General features: G+C 44.9%; 16 protein-coding genes. 8 read left to right on the top strand and 8 right to left on the bottom strand.

Annotated features, from left to right (window positions below):
- Nucleotides 1-802: 802 nt before the first annotated feature.
- From LZ23_RS13195 to radA, 6 genes are all read left to right on the top strand, one after another.
- On the top strand, nucleotides 803-3,211 hold the full coding sequence (locus LZ23_RS13195) for a homocysteine S-methyltransferase family protein (RefSeq protein ID WP_045214871.1): 2,409 nt from the start codon (nucleotides 803-805) through the stop codon (nucleotides 3,209-3,211).
- Between the two features lie 104 nt (nucleotides 3,212-3,315).
- Nucleotides 3,316-3,792 (top strand): TlpA disulfide reductase family protein, encoded by a 477-nt coding sequence (locus tag LZ23_RS13190; RefSeq protein WP_052507364.1) that lies wholly within the window; start codon nucleotides 3,316-3,318, stop codon nucleotides 3,790-3,792.
- Nucleotides 3,793-3,837: 45 nt separating this feature from the next.
- On the top strand, nucleotides 3,838-4,305 hold the full coding sequence (locus LZ23_RS13185; protein WP_045214870.1) for an N-acetyltransferase: 468 nt from the start codon (nucleotides 3,838-3,840) through the stop codon (nucleotides 4,303-4,305).
- A gap of 65 nt (nucleotides 4,306-4,370) precedes the next feature.
- On the top strand, nucleotides 4,371-4,889 hold the full coding sequence (hpt, locus tag LZ23_RS13180; RefSeq protein WP_045214868.1) for a hypoxanthine phosphoribosyltransferase: 519 nt from the start codon (nucleotides 4,371-4,373) through the stop codon (nucleotides 4,887-4,889).
- 31 nt (nucleotides 4,890-4,920) lie between these two features.
- On the top strand, nucleotides 4,921-5,751 hold the full coding sequence (locus tag LZ23_RS13175) for a DUF3426 domain-containing protein (protein ID WP_045214866.1): 831 nt from the start codon (nucleotides 4,921-4,923) through the stop codon (nucleotides 5,749-5,751).
- Between the two features lie 6 nt (nucleotides 5,752-5,757).
- The gene (gene radA / locus LZ23_RS13170; protein WP_157493229.1) at nucleotides 5,758-7,119 is read left to right on the top strand and encodes a DNA repair protein RadA; all 1,362 of its coding nucleotides are present in this window, start codon (nucleotides 5,758-5,760) and stop codon (nucleotides 7,117-7,119) included.
- A gap of 30 nt (nucleotides 7,120-7,149) precedes the next feature.
- On the opposite strand, the gene LZ23_RS13165 is transcribed toward radA, so the two are convergent.
- From LZ23_RS13165 to LZ23_RS13135, 7 genes are all read right to left on the bottom strand, one after another.
- A complete protein-coding gene (locus LZ23_RS13165; RefSeq protein ID WP_045214863.1) occupies nucleotides 7,150-8,352 on the bottom strand; it encodes a replication-associated recombination protein A in 1,203 nt (400 codons plus the stop codon).
- A 63-nt stretch (nucleotides 8,353-8,415) separates the two neighbouring features.
- Nucleotides 8,416-10,041: a citramalate synthase gene (gene cimA, locus LZ23_RS13160; RefSeq protein WP_045214861.1), complete on the bottom strand. Its 1,626-nt coding sequence runs from the start codon at nucleotides 10,039-10,041 to the stop codon at nucleotides 8,416-8,418.
- 18 nt (nucleotides 10,042-10,059) lie between these two features.
- The gene (locus LZ23_RS13155; protein ID WP_045214860.1) at nucleotides 10,060-11,295 is read right to left on the bottom strand and encodes an aspartate kinase; all 1,236 of its coding nucleotides are present in this window, start codon (nucleotides 11,293-11,295) and stop codon (nucleotides 10,060-10,062) included.
- Between the two features lie 253 nt (nucleotides 11,296-11,548).
- Entirely contained in the window at nucleotides 11,549-12,019 is a 471-nt protein-coding gene (tsaE, locus tag LZ23_RS13150; protein WP_045214858.1) for a tRNA (adenosine(37)-N6)-threonylcarbamoyltransferase complex ATPase subunit type 1 TsaE, read from the bottom strand.
- A 3-nt stretch (nucleotides 12,020-12,022) separates the two neighbouring features.
- Nucleotides 12,023-12,478, bottom strand: coding sequence for a CBS domain-containing protein (locus tag LZ23_RS13145; protein WP_045214857.1), 456 nt, complete (start codon nucleotides 12,476-12,478; stop codon nucleotides 12,023-12,025).
- Nucleotides 12,479-12,574: 96 nt separating this feature from the next.
- Nucleotides 12,575-14,146, bottom strand: a complete 1,572-nt coding sequence (locus LZ23_RS13140; protein WP_045214856.1) for a bifunctional ADP-dependent NAD(P)H-hydrate dehydratase/NAD(P)H-hydrate epimerase — start codon at nucleotides 14,144-14,146, stop codon at nucleotides 12,575-12,577.
- Nucleotides 14,147-14,221: 75 nt separating this feature from the next.
- Entirely contained in the window at nucleotides 14,222-14,950 is a 729-nt protein-coding gene (locus LZ23_RS13135) for a pyridoxine 5'-phosphate synthase (protein WP_045214854.1), read from the bottom strand.
- An 807-nt stretch (nucleotides 14,951-15,757) separates the two neighbouring features.
- Between LZ23_RS13135 and LZ23_RS13125 the strand changes: the two genes are divergently transcribed.
- A complete protein-coding gene (locus LZ23_RS13125; RefSeq protein WP_157493227.1) occupies nucleotides 15,758-16,714 on the top strand; it encodes a sensor histidine kinase in 957 nt (318 codons plus the stop codon).
- A gap of 127 nt (nucleotides 16,715-16,841) precedes the next feature.
- Nucleotides 16,842-18,014, top strand: coding sequence for an osmoprotectant NAGGN system M42 family peptidase (locus LZ23_RS13120; protein WP_045214849.1), 1,173 nt, complete (start codon nucleotides 16,842-16,844; stop codon nucleotides 18,012-18,014).
- A 117-nt stretch (nucleotides 18,015-18,131) separates the two neighbouring features.
- On the opposite strand, the gene LZ23_RS13115 is transcribed toward LZ23_RS13120, so the two are convergent.
- Entirely contained in the window at nucleotides 18,132-18,953 is an 822-nt protein-coding gene (locus tag LZ23_RS13115) for an alpha/beta hydrolase (RefSeq protein WP_232300493.1), read from the bottom strand.
- Between the last annotated feature and the right edge of the window lie 442 nt (nucleotides 18,954-19,395).

The following is a 19,395-nucleotide window of genomic DNA, read 5'->3' as shown; positions in this document are numbered from 1 at the left end:
GAACATTTGCCAGAAAATTTCCGTCAAAGATGGGAACTTTGCGCCTGGCACAGGGACTGTCCCTCGCTGTGTAAATTTTATCATTAAATCAATTTCTACCAGGAACCAATGCAGCATCAGTCTTGTTTGTAGCACCTCGCGGGGACTGTCTCAATTTTCAGAAAAGTGACAGACTCTTAAAGTTACTCACAGGTTCGGTCCTGGTCTGCCCAGGTGAGGAGCTTTTAAGGAAAGCAGGGGACAGGCACTCCGGGACCCACTTGAACATCATTTTGTGCTTAAAATATCTCATTTTTTGGGACAAGTGGGTCCCGGAAGAGCCAGTCCCCCGTGCCACATCCAAAGCGCTAAGCAGATACCAGCTAGTTTTCATCCGGAAACGGTTCTTTTTCCTTCTATCGGCGTCAATCTGCACAATTATTGGTCAACGTATTAAAATCCGCATCCTCACAATTGCTTAATTTCCTTGCCAAAAGAAAAAAATCCTCGTTTCCGTAAAGAAAACCAGCAGCTTCAACATCTGGAAAGAAAGACTTTCCGGATGGAAACCATCTAAGTCAGCTATTTCCGGCAAGTTTTTTAGCTTATAGTTTTTATTTGTCCTTTTCAATAAATTTCAGTATGCCCTTTTCTTTGCTGATTATCAAACATAATACAGACAGATTTTTTGACCAGCTTTGTCTCATCAGTGTTTTTTTTCTTAGTGCTTTCAGGTTTTTTATTATTTCGTCGTCACCCAGCCGCTTTGGGGTGATGCTCTTACAAGAATTACAGGTATCAAATATAAACTGGAACTACCATCATGATATTTAAGCAATTGATCAACAGTAACAGGGTGCTGGTTTTCGACGGAGGGATGGGCACTCTGCTTCAGTCCAAAGGTCTAAAACCTGGTCAATCTCCAGAAGAGCTCGGACTGGAAAATCCAGAAGCTATCAGGCAGGCACATGAGCTTTATGTAAGAGCAGGTGCTGACTTTATTACAACCAATACCTTTGGTGGATCAAGATTTAAGCTGGGCTCTGAAATTAATCCCACGGATTTCAATGAGCGCATGGCTGTGTTAGCGAGAAGCGCAGCTCATGGCAAGGCTCTGGTGGCAGGGAGTGTCGGCCCCACTGGCAGAATGCTTGCCCCTCTTGGAGATATGGAATTTTCTGAGATAGTTTCTGTCTTCAGGGAACAGATAACTGGACTGGTTCGTGGAGGGGTTGACCTGATAATCGGGGAGACCCATTTCGATCTCGCTGAAGCCAGGGCTGTGATCATTGCTACAAGGCAAGTCTGTGATTTGCCTGTAGCTATTTCCATGACTTTTGAGCAGGGGCAAAGTCTTACCGGCACTTCACCTGATGTGTATCTTGACGCTGCGCAGAATCTGGGTGTGGATATTGTGGGTATTAATTGCAGTTCAGGTCCTGAGGATTTTATTCCCCTTGTGGAATCCATGCTGGATCATCTTGATACTCCTTTACTGGTGCAGCCCAATGCCGGTCTGCCAGTATTAGAGGATGGTAAAACAGTTTTCAAGCTGGGTCCGGAAGAGTTTGTGGAAAAGCTTGTTCCTTTTATTTCCATGGGGGTCAAGCTGGTGGGTGGGTGTTGTGGCACAACCCCTGATCATATCAGGGCCTTGAAGCAGATGGCACAAAATTTATCTGTACAGCAGCCGTCTAATCAGAACAAGCCTTGCATAGTGCTTACTTCCAGGAGCAGAAAGGCTTGTTTGGGCTTTAATTACAAACCTGTTCTCGTGGGAGAGCGAATCAACCCTACAGGAAAAAAAGATCTTACCGCACAATTGCAGGGTTTTGAATTCACGAGAGCACTGCAGCTTGCTGAAGAACAGATTGCCTATGGTGCCGGGGTGCTGGATGTCAATGTGGGTGCTCCCATGGTGGAGGAAGAAAAAGTTCTGCCGTCCCTGATTAGAGAATTGACAGCGCGTTTTGATGTTCCTTTGTGTGTTGATTCCAGTAATCCTGAAGCCATAAAAAAATCGCTTTTTGAATATCCAGGCAGCATTCTGGTCAATTCCATCAGTGGTGAACAGGATAAAATGGATGTACTGGGCCCGCTTTGTCGGGAATTTGGAGCACCGTTTATTCTGTTGCCCTTAGAGGGCAGCAAACTCCCTGCTACTGCGGCCCAGCGCTTGGACATTATTGAGAAGCTCTTGATAAAAGCTGAAGAAATCAATATTCCGAGAAGGCTGATTATAGTGGACGCTCTGGCCCTGACCATATCCTCCAACTCCAGTGCTGCCTTAGACTGTCTTGAGGTCATTGGACAGTGTCGGAAAAGGTGGGGGCTTGGGACAATAATGGGTCTTTCCAATATTTCTTTTGGACTACCCGCAAGGGAACTGATTAATTCAACCTTTCTGGCCATGTGTCTTGCTGCGGGAATGACCTCTCTGATTGCTAATCCTGGGTCTGCACGAATAAGGGAAGTCATGGCTGCGTCCAATGTTGTCCTCGGAAAAGACAATATGGCGGAAGAATTTGTCAGCAAGTATTCAGGCTGGAAACCCTCTGGAGAATACATACATCAGGCTGCGCTGCAAGTTGAAGATTTTGGTTCCAGTCTGAAAGAAGCAGTTGTAAAGGGCAGAAAAGAATTAATTGTGGATTTGCTCAAGGAAGCGTTGGCAAATGGGAAGCAGCCTTTCAGTCTTGTTAACGATGAAATGATTCCGGCCATCAATCTTGTGGGTGAAAAGTATGAAAAGAGAGAGTACTTTTTGCCTCAATTGATCTTAAGCGCTGAAACCATGAAGGCAGGTTTTGAGTTCCTGCGTCCCATGCTCAAGAAGGATGACCAGGATGTGGGCTCCACAATAATTATGGCTACTGTAGAAGGTGACATCCATGACATTGGAAAGAATATTGTCTGTCTCATGTTGCGAAACTACGGATTTAATGTTGTGGATATGGGCAAGGATGTTTCAGCAAGTGATATAGTTGACACAGCAAAAGCTAATAAGGCAAGTTTAATAGGTCTTTCAGCTCTCATGACCACCACCATGGTCAAAATGGAAGAGACCATCAAGCTCATAAAAGAGCAGAAACTCAAGTGTTCGGTAATGGTGGGCGGGGCAGTTGTCACCCAGGCATATGCCGATAAAATTCAGGCTGACGGTTATGCGCCTGATGCTGTTTCTGCAGTGAAGGTTGCCCGGCAGCTTTGTGAGTCTGTTAAAGTTGTCTGACAAGTCGGACTGGTCTGACTTGTCTGGCTGGTCAGGCTGGGCAAAGTTTCAATGATCTGAGCCTTTGTTTTTTGTGGCATTTCAAATTTAAAGAGAAAGAGAAGATGAAATCAAGATTACCAGTTATGCTTATTTTATTTTTTATGGCTTTGCACATTAATTTTGTCCAGGCGCATGAAACTTATCCAAGGGTGGATTCCGATGGAATTAATGAGCTTATTGAGCAGGAAAAGGGGCAGGTTGTACTTTTGAATTTCTGGGCTACCTGGTGCGCTCCCTGTCGAGCAGAGATTCTTGAACTGATCAAGATCAGGGAAATGTACAGTCACGATGATCTGACCATCATCGGCCCGTCTCTGGATTTTGATCCTTCGGTTATATCCCCTTTTGTTGAGAGGATTGGTTTAAACTATAAGGTAGTGCATGCCCTGGATCAAGTTATGAATGATTATGAAATTGAGCGGATACCTTATACATTGATTTTTGACCGCAGCGGCAATAAGACTCATGAATTCTATGAACTGGTTGAAACCGAAATTCTTATTGAGATCATTGAAGAGTTGATTAAGAATGGGTCTTGAATTATTACTGTCACGAGCAATAATTACGGGTGGAAGATAAACAGGGTGGGAAAAAATATTTTACGCAAAGCCAGAATGGGCGACGTCAAATGGATTCATGCCCTTTTGATGGAATGCTCCAAGCAGGAACTTCTTTTGCCAAGATCCTACAGTGACTTATATGGTCATCTGCGGGACTATTATGTAGTTTGCCAAGAGGGCGCAGAAGGAATTCTGGGCTGTTGTGCTCTGAGCATTGTATGGGATAATCTGGCTGAAATAAGATCTCTTGCTGTTGTTACTCGCGCCAGGGGAACAGGGTGGGGCAGCAAACTGGTGGAATCATGTTTAAGTGAGGCTGTGACCCTTGGCATCTACAAGGTTTTTACCTTGACTTATCAGGCGGTTTTTTTCCAGAAGCTGGGCTTTGAAGAAATTGGCAAGGACGTGCTGCCACAAAAGGTTTGGGCTGACTGTCTTCGCTGCCCCAAGTTTCCAGACTGTGACGAGACCGCCATGTTAATGGAAATGTAAATTTAATATTTCGTATCCCTTACCACATGAAGTTTTAAGAGAAGTTGATACCAGCGAGATTGATTATGAAGCTCATAGAGAGAATATCAAGCAAGGAAATACAGCAGCGTGTTGCTGAAATGGGTGCAGAAATTTCATTAAATTACAAGGATAAACCATTAATAACAGTATGTGTGCTTAAAGGTGCCTTCATATTTTATGCTGATCTTTTGAGGAGCATGACCATTGATCCGGAAATGGACTTTTTGCGTATGTCTTCGTATGGAGATGGCACTCAGAGTTCTGGAAAGGTTCAGTTTTCCAAGGATATGGAACTTTCCGTCCTCAATAAGCATGTACTTATTATAGAAGATATTGTGGATACAGGCCTGTCCATTCACTATCTGTCACAAGTCCTTAAGACGAGGGGGGCACTGTCCATTGCTGTGTGCGCTTTATTGGATAAGCATGAACGTCGTCAGGTGGAGGTCAGGGTTGACTATCCCGGATTTGTTCTGCAAAGTGGATTTCTCGTAGGCTATGGCCTGGATTATGCAGAAAAATATCGAAATCTGACGGGAATATTTGAGTTAATTCCCGAATGATAAATACCGGACATATAACCGGAGATCAGTCATGATAGTCCAATGCCCCAATTGTTCCACCAAGTATAATTTTGATGAGTCCAAGTTCAAGGATGAAATTAAAGTCAGGTGTACCAGGTGTGAGCACGTATTCAAGCTCTCTGCTTTGAATGAAGATGATGATTTTCTAAGCGACCTTTCTGATGAATATTCTGATGATTTTTCCATGGGTGAGTCAGCTTCAGAAGAGAGTCAGGCTCCAGATGAACCAGAGTGGGACCCTGATGATATGAATGTTGACATTGCTCCTGCTGCTCCCATGCCAAGACGCAAGAAAATCATGGCAGCAGTTATGGGGGCAACTGCTCTCGTTGTGCTTGGCTTGTTACTCTTTGTTGTGGCTCCGAGGTTCAGTGGCCTCAGTATTCCTTTTCTTGCTCCAGAAGACGAACAAGATGAGGTTCAACGGCAGACCGAGTTCACTGAAGAAGATGTTAGAGATATCTCTCTGGAAAATATTCGTCAATACTTTGTCACCAATGACAAAATTGGGCAATTGTTTGTGATTGAAGGTCAGGCTGTTAATAACTTTCAGGAACCAAAATCCATGATCAAGCTCCGGGCCTCTCTTTATGATGCCCAGGGTAATGTTGTTGTGGAAAAGGAGTTTCTCTGCGGTAACGTGGCCTCATTATTCCAGCTTCAAGTTTCTAATCGGGAGGAACTGGAATCAACTCTTCAGGCCAGGCTGGGAGTACTGACCACTAACAAGCATGTTGATCCGGGCAGTTACACCCCATTTATGGTGGTATTTTATGATCCACCGGAAAATGTACAGGAATTCGGACTTGAAGTTATTGAAGCTCATAATCCTGCCTTGTAGTTCTTGATGAAGTCCAAAAGCGTATATATCTGTTCATTCTGCAGTGCCCAGTCTCCGCGCTGGCAGGGGCAATGCCCCCGTTGCGGTGAATGGAACAGTTTAGAATCGCGCAATCTGGAACAGGTCAAATCCACATCACTGTCTTCAAGAGACAATCATCCCCAGGACATAAAAGAAGTCAGTACTGATTCAGCAGATTTTTTAAACACTGCCATGCCGGAGTTTGATGATCTTCTGGGAGGTGGAGTGGTACCTGGTTCGGTCATCCTGGTGGGTGGCGAGCCAGGAATCGGAAAATCCACCCTGCTGCTTCAACTCTGCGCTGCTATGGCCCAGAAGGGTCATGGAGCGCTTTATGTAAGCGGTGAAGAATCGCTTCCCCAGATTAGATCCAGAGCAGAAAGGCTTGAACTGTTGGACAGCGGTATAAAGGTCATTGCCACCAACGCCTTAGAGGATATTCAGATCTGCTTTGAACAGGCGAGACGAGTTGGATTGATTATTGTAGATTCAGTCCAGACCGTTGCTTCTGCACAGCTTGATTCAATTCCAGGCACACCATCCCAGATTCGCTCAGTGACCTCCAAGCTTATTCAAAGGGCCAAAGATACCGGAACCTGTGTTATACTGGTGGGGCATGTCACAAAAGAAGGACAGATAGCCGGACCCAAGCTTCTGGAGCATATGGTTGATACAGTGCTTTATCTCGAAGGGGATAAAGAGCATCTCTTTCGGATATTAAGGGTGGTGAAAAACAGGTTTGGTCCGGCTAATGAACTGGTCATGTTTGAGATGACCAGTTCCGGACTAAGCAGTGTACAGGATCCTTCCACCTTTTTTCTCCAGGCCCGTGACCCTGAATTGAGCGGATCTTCCATTGTCATGGCTGTGGATGGACAAAAACCATTTGCAGTGGAGGTGCAGGCTCTGGCAGGAGCCAGTTTTCTGGCCATACCAAGGAGGACCGCTTTGGGTTTTGATATCAATCGACTCCACCTGCTCCTGGCAGTCATGGAAAAAAAGCTTGGTATCAATCTGGCTCAATCTGATATCTATGCAAAAATTGGCGGAGGCTTGAGGCTGACAGATCCGGGCATGGATCTTGGTCTGGTGGCTTCTGTTCTGTCGTCATTTCATAATGTAAGTCTTCCTGAACGTTCGGTATTCTGGGGAGAGGTGGATCTCAACGGTCAGATCAGGCCTGTTCTCGGGCATGACCTGCGTATGAAGCAGGCTGGAAAACTGGGTTACAAACCAATAGTCTGCCCCAGGTCAGGTCAATCCTCAGCAGGTCTTGGTACTATAATGGAATTAAGTGAAGTACTTATGACTGCAGACAGTTCAGCTCAGCAATCTGCAGATAGATAGCTGGTAATCAGGTTGAGTGTACAGTACGTCTCAGACTTTCTTTCTTTTTTTTAGCCAGGCCAGCAGTTTAGGTTCGTAACCCTGTTGTTTGGGATGATAGAATTTTTTGCCTTTGATGTCAGACGGAAGATAGTCCTGGTCTGCCCAGGCATCGGGAAAGGCATGGGGATATTTGTATCCCTGACCGTAGCCCCACTCTTTGTGCAGGCTGGTGGATGGATTGCGCAGGTGCAGAGGTACCGGCTTAGCTCCATTGAGGCGTATCTCTTTTTGTGCGGTGAGATAGCCAGCATATGAAGAATTGGACTTTGGAGCAAGAGCTAAGTAGACCACTGTTTCTGCAAGGGGGATAAAACCTTCCGGCATACCTACAAACTCCACAGCATGCTGACATGAAACAGCCATGGGCAGGGCCATTGGTTCAGCCAGACCAATATCTTCAGAAGCAGAAAGAATCAGCCTGCGACAGACAAAACGTGGATCTTCCCCAGATTCCAGCAGGCAGGCCAGATAATACAAAGCTGCGTCAGGATCACTGCCTCTTATGGATTTAATCAGGGCTGAAGCCAGTTCATAATGAGAATCACCTGCTCGATCCCCGCGAATGACCGCTTCAGGAAGAGCCATTTTAAGCCTGTCCGGTTCAAGTTCCTTCTGATCAAGTCCGCGAACATACTCCAGAAGATTCAAAAAACTTCTGGCATCTCCTCCAGCGAGAGTGGCCAGCATTTCTAAGCTTTTTTCAGGCATTCTTGAATCAATTACTTCTCCAGAGCGGCGGGCAATACTTAGAAGCTCATCCCTGGTTAATGACCTTAGCCTCAAAACATTCATTCTTGATAAAAGCTGGCGGGTAACGCTGAAGGAAGGATTTTCAGTAGTAGTGCCCAGGAGAATTATTTCGCCTGTTTCCAGAAGTGGCAGAAAAAAATCCTGCTGGGCTTTGGAAAAGCGATGCAATTCATCAAGTATCAGAACCTGGGTGGAAGCAATCTTTTTTCTAAGTTCGGCAAGACCAATTTCAGGGGCGCTCACTCTGATAAAGTCCTTGCCCTGGCCACGGGCAATAATCATGGCCAGCGTGGATTTTCCACATCCGGGTGGACCAAAAAAAAGAATGCTGGGCAGTCGCTGGCTGCTGATCATGGCCCTGATTCTTGTTTTGAGATGATCCTGGCCAACAAAATCTTCCATGGTTTGAGGCCGGAGCTGTTCAGCTAAGGGCTTGTGCATAGTGGCTTATCTTCAAAGTTATTCAGGGCATCAGCCTGCAGGATTCAGGCTGATGCCCTCAAGCTAACCTTTTTCGGCATCTTTGATGGCTTTGGTCAGTTTGGCCTGATCGTCCTTGAAAAGTTTGTAGTTAAGGGAGTCTTCAAGGGCCTGGCGACTGGCCTCAATAATATTAAAGGAAACTCCCACAGTAACCCACTGGCTGATTTTGTCCGCAGACTCAATGAGCACCTTTACTCTGGATGCTGTGCCGGCAAAATCTCCAGTATCGTTAATGGAAAAAACTCGAACCTTGAAATCCACAAGATGCATTTCAGACAATGAGGGATAGAAACGTTCCAATGCCTTGCGCAGTGAGTTGTCCAACGCATTAACCGGACCTTTTCCGTTGGCAGCAGTATGCTCCATCATGCCGCCCACACGGACCATGACAGTAGCCTCAGAAATTGGTTCTTCCTCGCGTCCTCTTTTGGACTCCAGAACCCGGTATGAGTCTAAGGAAAAGTATTTCCTGGCACGGCCCAGAGTTCTATTGAGCAGGAGTTCAAAGGAAGCTTCTGCTGCTGAATACTCATAGCCCTGGCTTTCAAGGTTTTTCAGCTTGGAGAGCAGATCCAGAACAAAAGGATCATCTTTGTCCAAGTGAAATCCATATCGTTTGGCTTTGAATAAAATATTGCTCTGTCCGGCCAGATCGGACAAAAGGATGCGCTGTTTGTTGCCTACCAGTTCCGGAACAATATGTTCGTAAGTTCTGGCATTTCGCTGCACAGCACTGACATGGATGCCGCCTTTATGGGCAAATGCAGACCTTCCAACGTAAGGTTGACGATGAAAAGCGCCCAGGTTGGCAATCTCAGCAACATAGTGTGCCACTGAGGTAAGAATACTTAGATTTTGCTGAGGAATGCACTCCATGCCCATTTTCAGCTGCAGATTGGGAATAATGGAACACAGGTTGGCATTGCCGCATCTTTCTCCATAGCCGTTGATGGTTCCCTGAACCTGTCTGGCACCAAGGTCCACAGCAATAAGAGCGTTGGCTACTGCAAGCTCAGAATCGTTGTGGGTATGAATGCCAAAAGGAATATCAGGGATCTCGGCCTTGACTGTATCTATTATTTCCTTAATCTCCATGGGCGTGGTGCCACCGTTGGTATCGCACAGGATAACCATCTGGGCTCCACCTTCCAGTGCCTTGCGCAGACAGCTCAAGGCATATTCTTTGTTGGCCTTGAACCCATCAAAAAAGTGTTCTGCGTCAAAGAAAAGTTCTTTAACCTTGGGCTTAAGATAAGCAAGGGAATTGTATATCAGCTCCAGATTTCTTTCTAAGGTGGTTCGGAGAGCATCATGAACATGCACGTCCCAGGTTTTTCCAAAAATTGTTAATACATCAGTTTCTGCAGCAATTAATGACTGCAGGTTGGGGTCACTTTCAGGAGTGCGCTTAGCTGGATGGGTACTGCCAAAAGCAGTAATTTTGGAATTTTTCAGGGCGTAGTTTCTGATCTCCCTGAAAAATTTCTGGTCAGTGGGATTTGAAGCGGGCCACCCCCCTTCAATGTAGTGCACAGCCAGTTCATCCAGCTTGCAGGCGATTCTTATTTTGTCCTCAGTAGAAAAGTGAACGTCTTCAGCCTGGGAACCGTCTCTTAAAGTAGTATCATATATCTGTATTTTGTTCATTTCATTTTCCCTGGATAATCAGCAGACCTGTTTGGGTGGCTCCTGGTCGAGCCCGAAGGCTTCATGGAGAGTTCTTACTGCGAGTTCTGTATATTTTTCTTCTATCAGACAGGAAATCTTAATTTCTGAAGTGCTGATAATCATGATATTTATATTCTCGTTTTTCAATGCGGAAAACGCAATGGCAGCAACTCCTGAATGGTTGCGCATACCTACACCAATGACTGAAACCTTGGCTACATCTGCATCATGCAGGATGGCTCTTGCGCCAATATCTTCATTTTTACGCTTTAGAATGTTCAGGGTTTCTTCAATATTGCTTTTGGGAACGGTAAAGGTCATGTCAGTCTTGCCTTCACGACTGGGGTTCTGAACAATCATATCCACAACAATATTAGCTGCAGATATTGGTTCAAAAATTTTGGCCGCCACGCCTGGTTCATCATAGACATCAACCAGAGTAATTCTGGCCTGATCTTTATCGTATGCCACACCCGATACCATTGCTGATTCCATGCTTATATCCTCCTGAACTACCAGTGTTCCCTGCTCAGCTGAAAAAGTGGAGCGAACATGAATGGGAACGTTATATTTTTTAGCGAATTCCACTGATCTGATTTGAAGCACTTTAGCTCCCATGCTGGCCATCTCAAGCATCTCATCATAAGCGATTTTATTGATCTTTCTAGCCTGGGGGCAAATATTTGGATCAGTAGTGTAGACGCCGTCAACATCAGTATAAATTTCACAGACCTCTGCATCCAAGGCTGCGGCCATGGCAACAGCAGACGTGTCAGACCCTCCACGGCCGAGAGTGGTTATGCGCTGCTCACAGTCACACCCCTGAAAACCTGCAACCACAAGAACATCATACTTCTCAAGTATTTCTTCCACCCGATCCTTGTCTATATCCAGAATACGGGCTTTACCAAAGCTTTTATCAGTCTGAATAGGGATTTGAAAACCCAGAAAAGACCTGGCCTTAATCCCATAATCCTTGAGCATCATGGTAAACAAGGCAATGGAAGTCTGTTCGCCTGTGGATAATAAAACATCCATCTCGCATGGGTCAGGCCTTTTAGACCATTTTGAGGCCAGTTCGATAAGCCGGTTGGTTTCTCCGGACATGGCTGAGAGGACAACAATAACCTTGTATCCTTTATCCAGGTTTCCAAGGACCTTGTCCCTGACCTGACTCATGCATTCGTAATCAGCAACTGATGTTCCACCGTATTTCTGGACCAAAATTCGCATCCAAGTTTTCTCCTTAAAAATGGGTATTTGTAAAAGCTTAGCTTGTTACTTGTGTCATTTGAGTGTCTGTCTTTTGTTTTACTAAAAAAGAGGTGTTCCCAGGCTGAAGCCTGTGAACAAGAAAACAACAACCCCCTCATTGAAAAGGAGGGGAGTAGTCCGTGCTTTAATCAACCACCAGCTATCAGCCATCAGCAGGTTGTGGGCACAGCTCACATTAGACACCTGACAAAATATCATTCACAAACAGCTGTCAACCTGTCAAGCTTTCAATATATGAAACAAGCGGACTGGTGCTTTCAATAACTACCGTTCTGCCAGGGTCCAATGATCTGAAAATTATATTCAATGCATCTTTGAAGACAATTTCCGGTGGTAAATATTCGCTCCACTCAATAAGCACAAGCATTTTATTGCTCAGTATGATATCCTCGCTTTCCGGATCGAGATATGCTCCTTCTAAGCGGTAAAGGTCAAAATGAGCTGTTGGGGGCTTAGTGGGATAAATATTCAGAATATTAAAACTGGGACTGCTGACTTCGGCATCCTTGCTGCCGGGTAAACTTTTCACAATTCCTTTTGCAATACAGGTTTTTCCCGCTCCCAAAGGTCCTTTGAGGAGAACAGGCGGAAAAAGCCCGTGCTGAAGCATTGTGGAGCCTATAGACAGGCCAAGCCTTATGGTTGCAGATTCGTCTGAAAGCAGAAATGATCTACCAGTCAATGTTTATTCCTGTTTCATAAGAGTTTTCAGAACATCAGCCTTGCCTACCACCCCAATCAGTTTTCCGTCCTCCACCACTGGTAAAGTATGGTATTTACGAACAACCATAATCTCAGCCAGTTCTTCAAGCGTAGTGTCCTTTAAGACAGACTTGGGTTTGGTTGTCATGGCATCTTCAACCTTGGCAGCTGCAATTTTTTTTATTTCTCTTTCCAGTTTTGTGGTGGATGACAATGGAAACAGGCTGTCAAGAACAGTAAAGATTGAGGGAAGAGGGAACTTGCGCTGCAATGACACCAGATCGCTTTGACAGATTATTCCAATGAGTTGGTTATCCTTATCCACAACTGGAATGCCGTTGATATTTTTTTCCAGCAGCAGGGTTGCGGCTTCAGGGATTTCTGTTTCAGGGGTCAGCGTGATGGGGTCAGGGGTCATTATATCCTGAGCTGTTATCATATTTTTACTTCCTTTTTCCTGTGAAGTTATCAGTTTAGCCGTGTTAAGGAAAGCAGGGTGCTGTCAGTGGGCAGAACTGTAACCAATGATGAAATTTCAGTCTGTGAGGCAAGTCTTGTTTTCGTTTTCGCGGACTTTTGCCAGCACTGCAGGCAGATAATCTGCAATTTCTCTGGCCAGATTCCCTCTAAGGGGATATTTTTTTTCAAGCTCCTTACCTGCAAGGCCGTGCCAGTATACTCCAATATTGCAGGCATCAACAGGAGAAAGTTGCTGGCCCATAAGGCTGGCTATGACACCTGCAAGGACATCGCCTGATCCTCCGACTGCGAGGTTTGGAGCTGCAAATGGAGACACATAAAAAGGTGAATCCGGGCTGGCAATGATTGTTCCTGCTCCTTTGAGTACAAGGTTTACCTGAAATTTCTGTACAAATTCTCTGGCAAATTTTGTGCGGTCCAGATTGATATCTGAAGCAGGCACGTTGAAAAATCTGGCCATCTCGCCTGGATGAGGTGTAAAGACAGCATTTTTTTTATCGGGCAAAGTTTTTATCAGTTCTTGATCAGATGCTAAAAGAAATAGAGCATCAGCATCAAAAATAATTTTATTGGCAGTCTGGCGTGCAAAAGATCTGATAAAATCTCGGGTTGATTCATCTCTTCCCATACCGGGTCCGATTACAATTGATGTAAAACGGTGAAGCTCAGGGGTAAGTTCGTCCATAAGTTCCTGGCTCCATGATTTAGCATTGCCAAGAGGTAAAAGCATTATTTCCGGCCAGCAGGATCGGATGTCTCCGGTCAATCCTGCGGGGCAGGCAATGGTAACCAGTCCTGCACCTGAACGTAGAGCTCCAAGGGCACTGAGCAGTGCAGCTCCTGACATTCCTGATGAGCCACCAATTATTAGAACATGTCCGCCATGGCCCTTGTGCATGGTCTTTTTGGGGAAGGCCAGCTGTTCCAGAACCTGCACGGTCATGCCAAAGTGCTGAGGAGGATTGTCGCGCTTGATTTTTTTGGGTATTCCGATTTTTCCAACTGACAGACATCCGGTAAATTCTCTGGCATCAGCTTGAAGCAGTCCCAGCTTGGCTTCTTCAAAAGTAATGGTATCGTCAGCTTTGACTGCTACCGGGTTAGGCTTGCCGGTAATGCCGTTTATGCCGGACGGAATGTCAAGTGAAATAACATAGCTTTTGCAACCGAGCTTGTTAATGGCTTTAATCCAGTCCACATAGTCCTGGCGCAACTCTCCGCTGAATCCGGTACCCAAAAGACCATCAACGATAATGTCAACGTCTTTTAAAAAATCCAGATTGTACTCGTGCAGGTACATGAGGGGAATGTTAAGAGTTTTGACCAGGGATAGATGGTACCCCGCTGCCCCCTGGTACTCCTTAAGCCTTTTGGAATGAAGAATCATAACCTTGACATCATGATTCCAGAGGTGTCTGGCCAAAGCAAAGGCATCACCGCCATTGTTGCCAGACCCTGCAAAAACCAGAGCTGAGCCTCCTTTGAAGCTGTTAAATCGAAATTTAATTACGTTCAAGGCCTCACGGCTGGCATTTTCCATTAGTATTTCAGGAAGAATGCCCACTTCATTCATGGCCATTCTGTCCCATGCGCCCATCTCGCCGGGCGTAGGCAAAGGCAGATACATAACAACCCCTGTTAGCGATGCAGCTGATAAACCTGGTTTTAAGCTCCTGCAACATGCTTGAAATCAGCTGCTTATTTATGTGTTATTAAACCCGGAGATAATGTCCGCCATTCTTCCTACTGCTTCGGACATGCCTGTAAGAACAGCGCGGGAAATAATGCTGTGACCAATAGAGTATTCATGTATGCCAGGTACATGCTGAAATCCAAAAATGTTCTGGTAATTGAGCCCATGTCCTAAGTTGACTTTGAGCCCAATTTTTCGGGCATGGGTGATACCTGCAATTATTCTGTCCAGTTCTTTGCGCTGCTCTAAGTGATTTCCGGCATCGCAGTATCGCCCTGTGTGGATTTCAATATATTCTGTTCCTGCTTTTGCTGCAGCATCTATCTGATGAAGATCAGCATCAATAAACAGGCTGCTGCGAATATTTTTTTCATGAAAGGGCGCAAGATAATCAGACAAAAAGCTCTCACGACCAGTGCACTCCAGTCCGCCTTCAGTGGTCAGTTCCTGGCGTTTTTCCGGGACAAGACATATCATGTACGGCATGGTCTTAAGCGCTATTTCCTGCATTTCCCGAGTCGCGGCCATTTCAAAGTGAAGGTTGGTTTTGATGGTGGACCGCAAAAGTTCTACATCTCTGTCCTGAATATGTCTACGGTCTTCACGCAGATGAACAATTATCCCTCTTGCGCCGGCCATTTCCGCCAGGTGGGCTGCAGTCACAGGGTCAGGTTCGTTGCCCATTCTGGCCTGTCTAATGGTGGCTATATGATCAACATTGACTACCAATACCGGCATAAATAACTCCTGGATTCTTAGTAACTTGAGAGTTAAAAGTTATCAGTTAATTGTTATTAGTTTAAGAAAAAAATATTATGATTTCAAATAGTTAGGCTTTGTAAACGTCTGGATATCTAAAGCTTGTAAAATGCAATAAACCCAAAGAGTTGCATAAGAACTTTTGACTGTCCAGTTAGTAATAGCTTAGCTGTATTTAAGGAAAGCAGGGGATAGACATTCCGGGCCCCGGTTGAGCATCAACCAGTGTTTTAATCGTCTCATTTTTGAGACAATAGGATTCCGGAAGAATCAGTCCCTGTGTCACATGCAAAGGGCTAAGATGTTAGAGTTATTACAGTTTGAATGTTCAGCTATGGCAAGTTTCGGTTTTTTGATTAAGTCTGGTCAAGGCTTACAGATAAAAAATCAGTTCCGGGAGACCTCTTCCGTCATAACTGTCATGAACTAAACTGTAACGAAAAATTGTAATTATTCTCTTATGAACAGTAAAAAGTCAAGCCTGCCTTCAGGCGATCCTGCTATCTAAGCTTGATTATTCATCATGAAAGTGACTTTTTTCTTAAGGGACAAAGTGAAAGCATTGTCTTTTATGCTGATGCAGTTTATGTATGGTAACAGTTTAGCTTTTTTAAGGAAAGCAGGTAGCAGGCACTTAAGGCCCACTTGATAATCAACCAATGGTTTAAAAGTATCATTTTTGAAACAGGTAGTTCTCGGAAGAGCCAGATCCCGTGCCATACGCAAAGGGCTGAACTGTTAGCATGTGTGATAGTTATGCGTGACTGAAAGGTGAAACAGGTGGACATGGCAAAACAGCCAGGTACCCGGCACAAGCAGAAAATCATTGAAGGAGGAATGAGCATGGAAATAATTAAGGATGTCCCCATGAGTCCCCAGGACAGTATTATGCTGGATATGCACAGTTTTTACAACGTAATCAATATTATTTCGGGAGAATTGCAGATACTTGAGATGTTATCAGGTCAGGATCAGTGCATGCAGGATTGTGTTGGTCTGTGCTTTAAAATAAAGGATGGTCTGACTGATTCTGACAAGATTGTTGAGTATGCCCAAAACATTGATGAACATCTTGATTTTATTTTGAAACGTGTCCAGGAACTGCTGAGTAGCCACCCTCATTTGCAAAATGAGGATGATGCCAGAGAGTCGGTAGAAAATATTAATTCTGTATTGAATATACTTAAAGTCAGAGCTCAGGAGATTCTTGCCAGGTACAAAGCCCCGAATAAGTGGGAAAAGCATGATTTGAGTCAGCTTAAACAGAATTTTCTGGATGTTTTCGAAGCAATAGCCAGAAACAGCAAGGGCAGATACGGTTTTGTATATAATATTGCGGCCTGGACTCCAAAGGACTATTTTGTAGCCTTTCAGATGGAAAGTGTAGACGGAGACCATATTTTCATGCCACCGGTTTTTCAGGATGTAATGCGCGATCTCATAGCCAATGCACGTAAATATACTGATCCCGGGGGAAAAGTTTTAGCCGGTCTGCTTGATGATGGTCAGAATCTGCGCTTTTCCGTTGAAGATACAGGTATGGGCATCCCGGAAGAAGAAGTTCAAAGGGTAGTGGACTTTGGGTTCAGGGCTTCCAACACTGTTGAGCGCAGAACCATGGGAGGCGGCTTTGGCCTGACCAAGGCTTATTGCGTAACAAAGCAGTTTAACGGAAGATTCTGGATATCTTCTAAGGAAGGTCAGGGCACAAGAGTGGATATTATTATGCCGAGACAGGCTTAGTGTCTTACCTGTTGTTTGTGGCTTCAGCTACAATTTGGAGAAGAGGCTGGAGGCTGAAGGTTGGGTACGAGGGGTATAAGTTACTCGTCGATTTACCAGCTACAGAAATATTATCAAGGAAAAGTAAATGGAAAGTAAACTGTCAATTGACATGCATTATATGAAAAAAATACTGGGTAAACTTTTGAATATTCCCAGTCCCACAGGTTACACTGATAAAATTGTTCATTTTACCTGTAATGAATTAGAGAATCTTGGCATCAGCTATGAGTTGACCAGGAGAGGAGCTATCAGGGCGGATATCAAAGGGCATAAATCATCTCCTGACCGGGCTGTGGTAGCTCATTTAGATACTTTGGGGGCCATGGTTACAAGGCTCAAGAGTAATGGACGTTTGTCCATAACATCCATTGGAACCTGGTCCAGCCGGTTTGCTGAGGGTGCAAGAGTCAGTATTTTTACCGATTTTGGTGCCCGTAGAGGGACTATTTTGCCTCTTAAGTCATCAGGACATGCTTATGACCAGGAAATTGACACTCAGCCTGTCACCTGGGATCAATTAGAGGTCAGAGTGGACGAAGACTCTTTGAGTGTTGATGATCTTGTGGAACTTGGTTTTAACGTGGGGGACTGGGTATCCATTGACTCACCTTTAGAGATCAGCCCAGGTGGTTATGTCAATGCCAGGCATCTCGACAATAAGGCCGGGGTGGCTGTGCTGCTTGCTGCAGCGCATGCAGTTGTTGAAGCTGAGATCACTCTGCCCATAGACTGCCATCTGCTTTTTACCATTTCTGAAGAGGTTGGTTCAGGTGCTTCCGGTATTTTGCATGGTGATGTGGCGGAAATGGTCAGTATTGATAATGCCCCTCTTGTAGAAGGCCGTAACAGATTTGAGAAAGGCGTAACAATATGTATCAAAGACTCCAGTGGACCTTTTGACTATCACTTGACACACCTGCTCATTGAACTTTGTCATAGGCACAAGATTCTTCATCAAAGGGATGTATTCCGTTACTATAGATGCGATGCCGCTTCAGCCATTGAAGCAGGCAATGATCTGAGAACTGCGCTGACCTGCTTTGGTGTAGATGCATCTCATGGTTACGAGAGGACTCATCTTGGGTCCATGGAATCTCTGGCACATCTAATGACGGTCTACATGCAGAGTCCGCCTGTGGCAGAACGAGACCGCAGGTACCTTGGTCCCATTAACGGTTTTACAGAGCAGTCTTTAAAATCAGCACAAAAACCTGAAGACCAGACTTGCTATATCGGCTCTGATGAGGACAAGCCATAGACCAGAATTATGAGTGGATTGTTTTAATTCAATCAGTGTGAGTGCTCAGGATTTCGGAGTGCTGGCTTTATTATCTGTCAGGCATTTTCTATGAATGAGGTGCGGGATATTGACCACTCATTCTGCTGATGGTTGATATCTTTCGAAAAATTCATCAAGAGCCATGGTGTATTCCTCAATACTCTCCATAAAGCCTGTATTGTGCCCTCCTGAAATTTCAGTAAAATATCTGGGTTCCGGGGAAGCCTTGTAAAGAGTGCGCCCATGATGGAAAGGGATTATTTCGTCATCCTGGCTGTGTATGATCTTAACTGGAGCGGAAAAGCTTTCCACTTTTTCTAAGGTGTTATACTTGAAGCGCGACAGAAGTCTTACTGGAAGAAATCTAAAAAGCTCAGACCCAAGATCAGGAACGCTGGTAAAAGTTGACTCCAAAACAATTCCTGCAGGAGACTTGCGTGCTCCAAGCTCGGCTGCAACAGCACCTCCAAGGGAGCGGCCGAAAATGAATATTCTGTTCTCCTGGATGTTTCGGGTTTCGGTCAGATATGTCCAGGCAGCAAGAGCATCTTGGTATGTAGCTTTTTCCCCGGGCCTTCCGCTGCTTTTCCCATATCCCTGATAATCAAATATAAATGTGGACATATTCAGGGAGTTAAATATGGAAATTGTCTGCAGGCGATGAGAGATATTGCCTGCATTGCCATGACAGAATAGTATTACGCCACGTTCATTCTCTGCCGGAATAAACCAGCCATGGATCTCCTTCCCCTGGGAGTCCAGGTATACTTCCTGATAACTCAGGCCGATCTGTTCCGGGTCAGATTCAATTTGAGAAAAAGGTATATATATCATCCTGTGTTGAAACAGGTACATATACCCCAGTATGACAAGATATAAGAAGAGCAGGACGCTGATGAATGATACAATAATTTTCACAATTTAAACCTTATGGATTTTTTTGAGCATTGGGATTAACCAGAGTGCTCATGCATTTTTCATGGCTGGAAAGGAAAAGATGTTACGTTTTCAGATAGTATCAATTGTTTAGAAGCTCCTCCCCCGGGCGGACCGGGACCGAACTTGTGAGTAACTTTACGAGTCTGTCACTTTTCTGAAAGTTGGGACAGTCCCCGCGAGGTACTATAAAAAAGATTGATGTTGCATAGGTTCATGGTAGAAATTTGCCTTAATGATAAAATTTACACAGCGAGGGACAGTCCCTGTGCCAGGCGCAAAGCTCTCATCTTTGACGGAAATTATCAGGCAAATGAGCATCAATCATAAGCAAAAATCGTAAAAATGTAAAAACTGTAAACATCTGATTTTATTAGCAAAACGATTGTAGTTGCTTGTAAACTCCTCCCCCGGGCGGACCGGG

Source organism: Desulfonatronovibrio magnus, assembly GCF_000934755.1.
Classification (GTDB): domain Bacteria; phylum Desulfobacterota; class Desulfovibrionia; order Desulfovibrionales; family Desulfonatronovibrionaceae; genus Desulfonatronovibrio; species Desulfonatronovibrio magnus.
The sequence above is the reverse complement of the archived record's forward strand: the minus strand, read 5'-3'. Positions and strand labels throughout refer to the sequence as shown.

Bases quoted from the DNA above. Each gene is read 5' to 3' on its own strand.
- LZ23_RS13195 (WP_045214871.1), top strand. From the start codon at position 803: ATGATATTTAAGCAATTGATCAACAGTAACAGGGTGCTGGTTTTCGAC.
- LZ23_RS13190 (WP_052507364.1), top strand. From the start codon at position 3,316: ATGAAATCAAGATTACCAGTTATGCTTATTTTATTTTTTATGGCTTTG.
- hpt (WP_045214868.1), top strand. From the start codon at position 4,371: ATGAAGCTCATAGAGAGAATATCAAGCAAGGAAATACAGCAGCGTGTT.
- LZ23_RS13175 (WP_045214866.1), top strand. From the start codon at position 4,921: ATGATAGTCCAATGCCCCAATTGTTCCACCAAGTATAATTTTGATGAG.
- radA (WP_157493229.1), top strand. From the start codon at position 5,758: ATGAAGTCCAAAAGCGTATATATCTGTTCATTCTGCAGTGCCCAGTCT.
- LZ23_RS13165 (WP_045214863.1), bottom strand. From the start codon at position 8,352: ATGCACAAGCCCTTAGCTGAACAGCTCCGGCCTCAAACCATGGAAGAT.
- cimA (WP_045214861.1), bottom strand. From the start codon at position 10,041: ATGAACAAAATACAGATATATGATACTACTTTAAGAGACGGTTCCCAG.
- LZ23_RS13155 (WP_045214860.1), bottom strand. From the start codon at position 11,295: ATGCGAATTTTGGTCCAGAAATACGGTGGAACATCAGTTGCTGATTAC.
- LZ23_RS13145 (WP_045214857.1), bottom strand. From the start codon at position 12,478: ATGATAACAGCTCAGGATATAATGACCCCTGACCCCATCACGCTGACC.
- LZ23_RS13140 (WP_045214856.1), bottom strand. From the start codon at position 14,146: ATGTATCTGCCTTTGCCTACGCCCGGCGAGATGGGCGCATGGGACAGA.
- LZ23_RS13135 (WP_045214854.1), bottom strand. From the start codon at position 14,950: ATGCCGGTATTGGTAGTCAATGTTGATCATATAGCCACCATTAGACAG.
- LZ23_RS13125 (WP_157493227.1), top strand. From the start codon at position 15,758: ATGGCAAAACAGCCAGGTACCCGGCACAAGCAGAAAATCATTGAAGGA.
- LZ23_RS13120 (WP_045214849.1), top strand. From the start codon at position 16,842: ATGGAAAGTAAACTGTCAATTGACATGCATTATATGAAAAAAATACTG.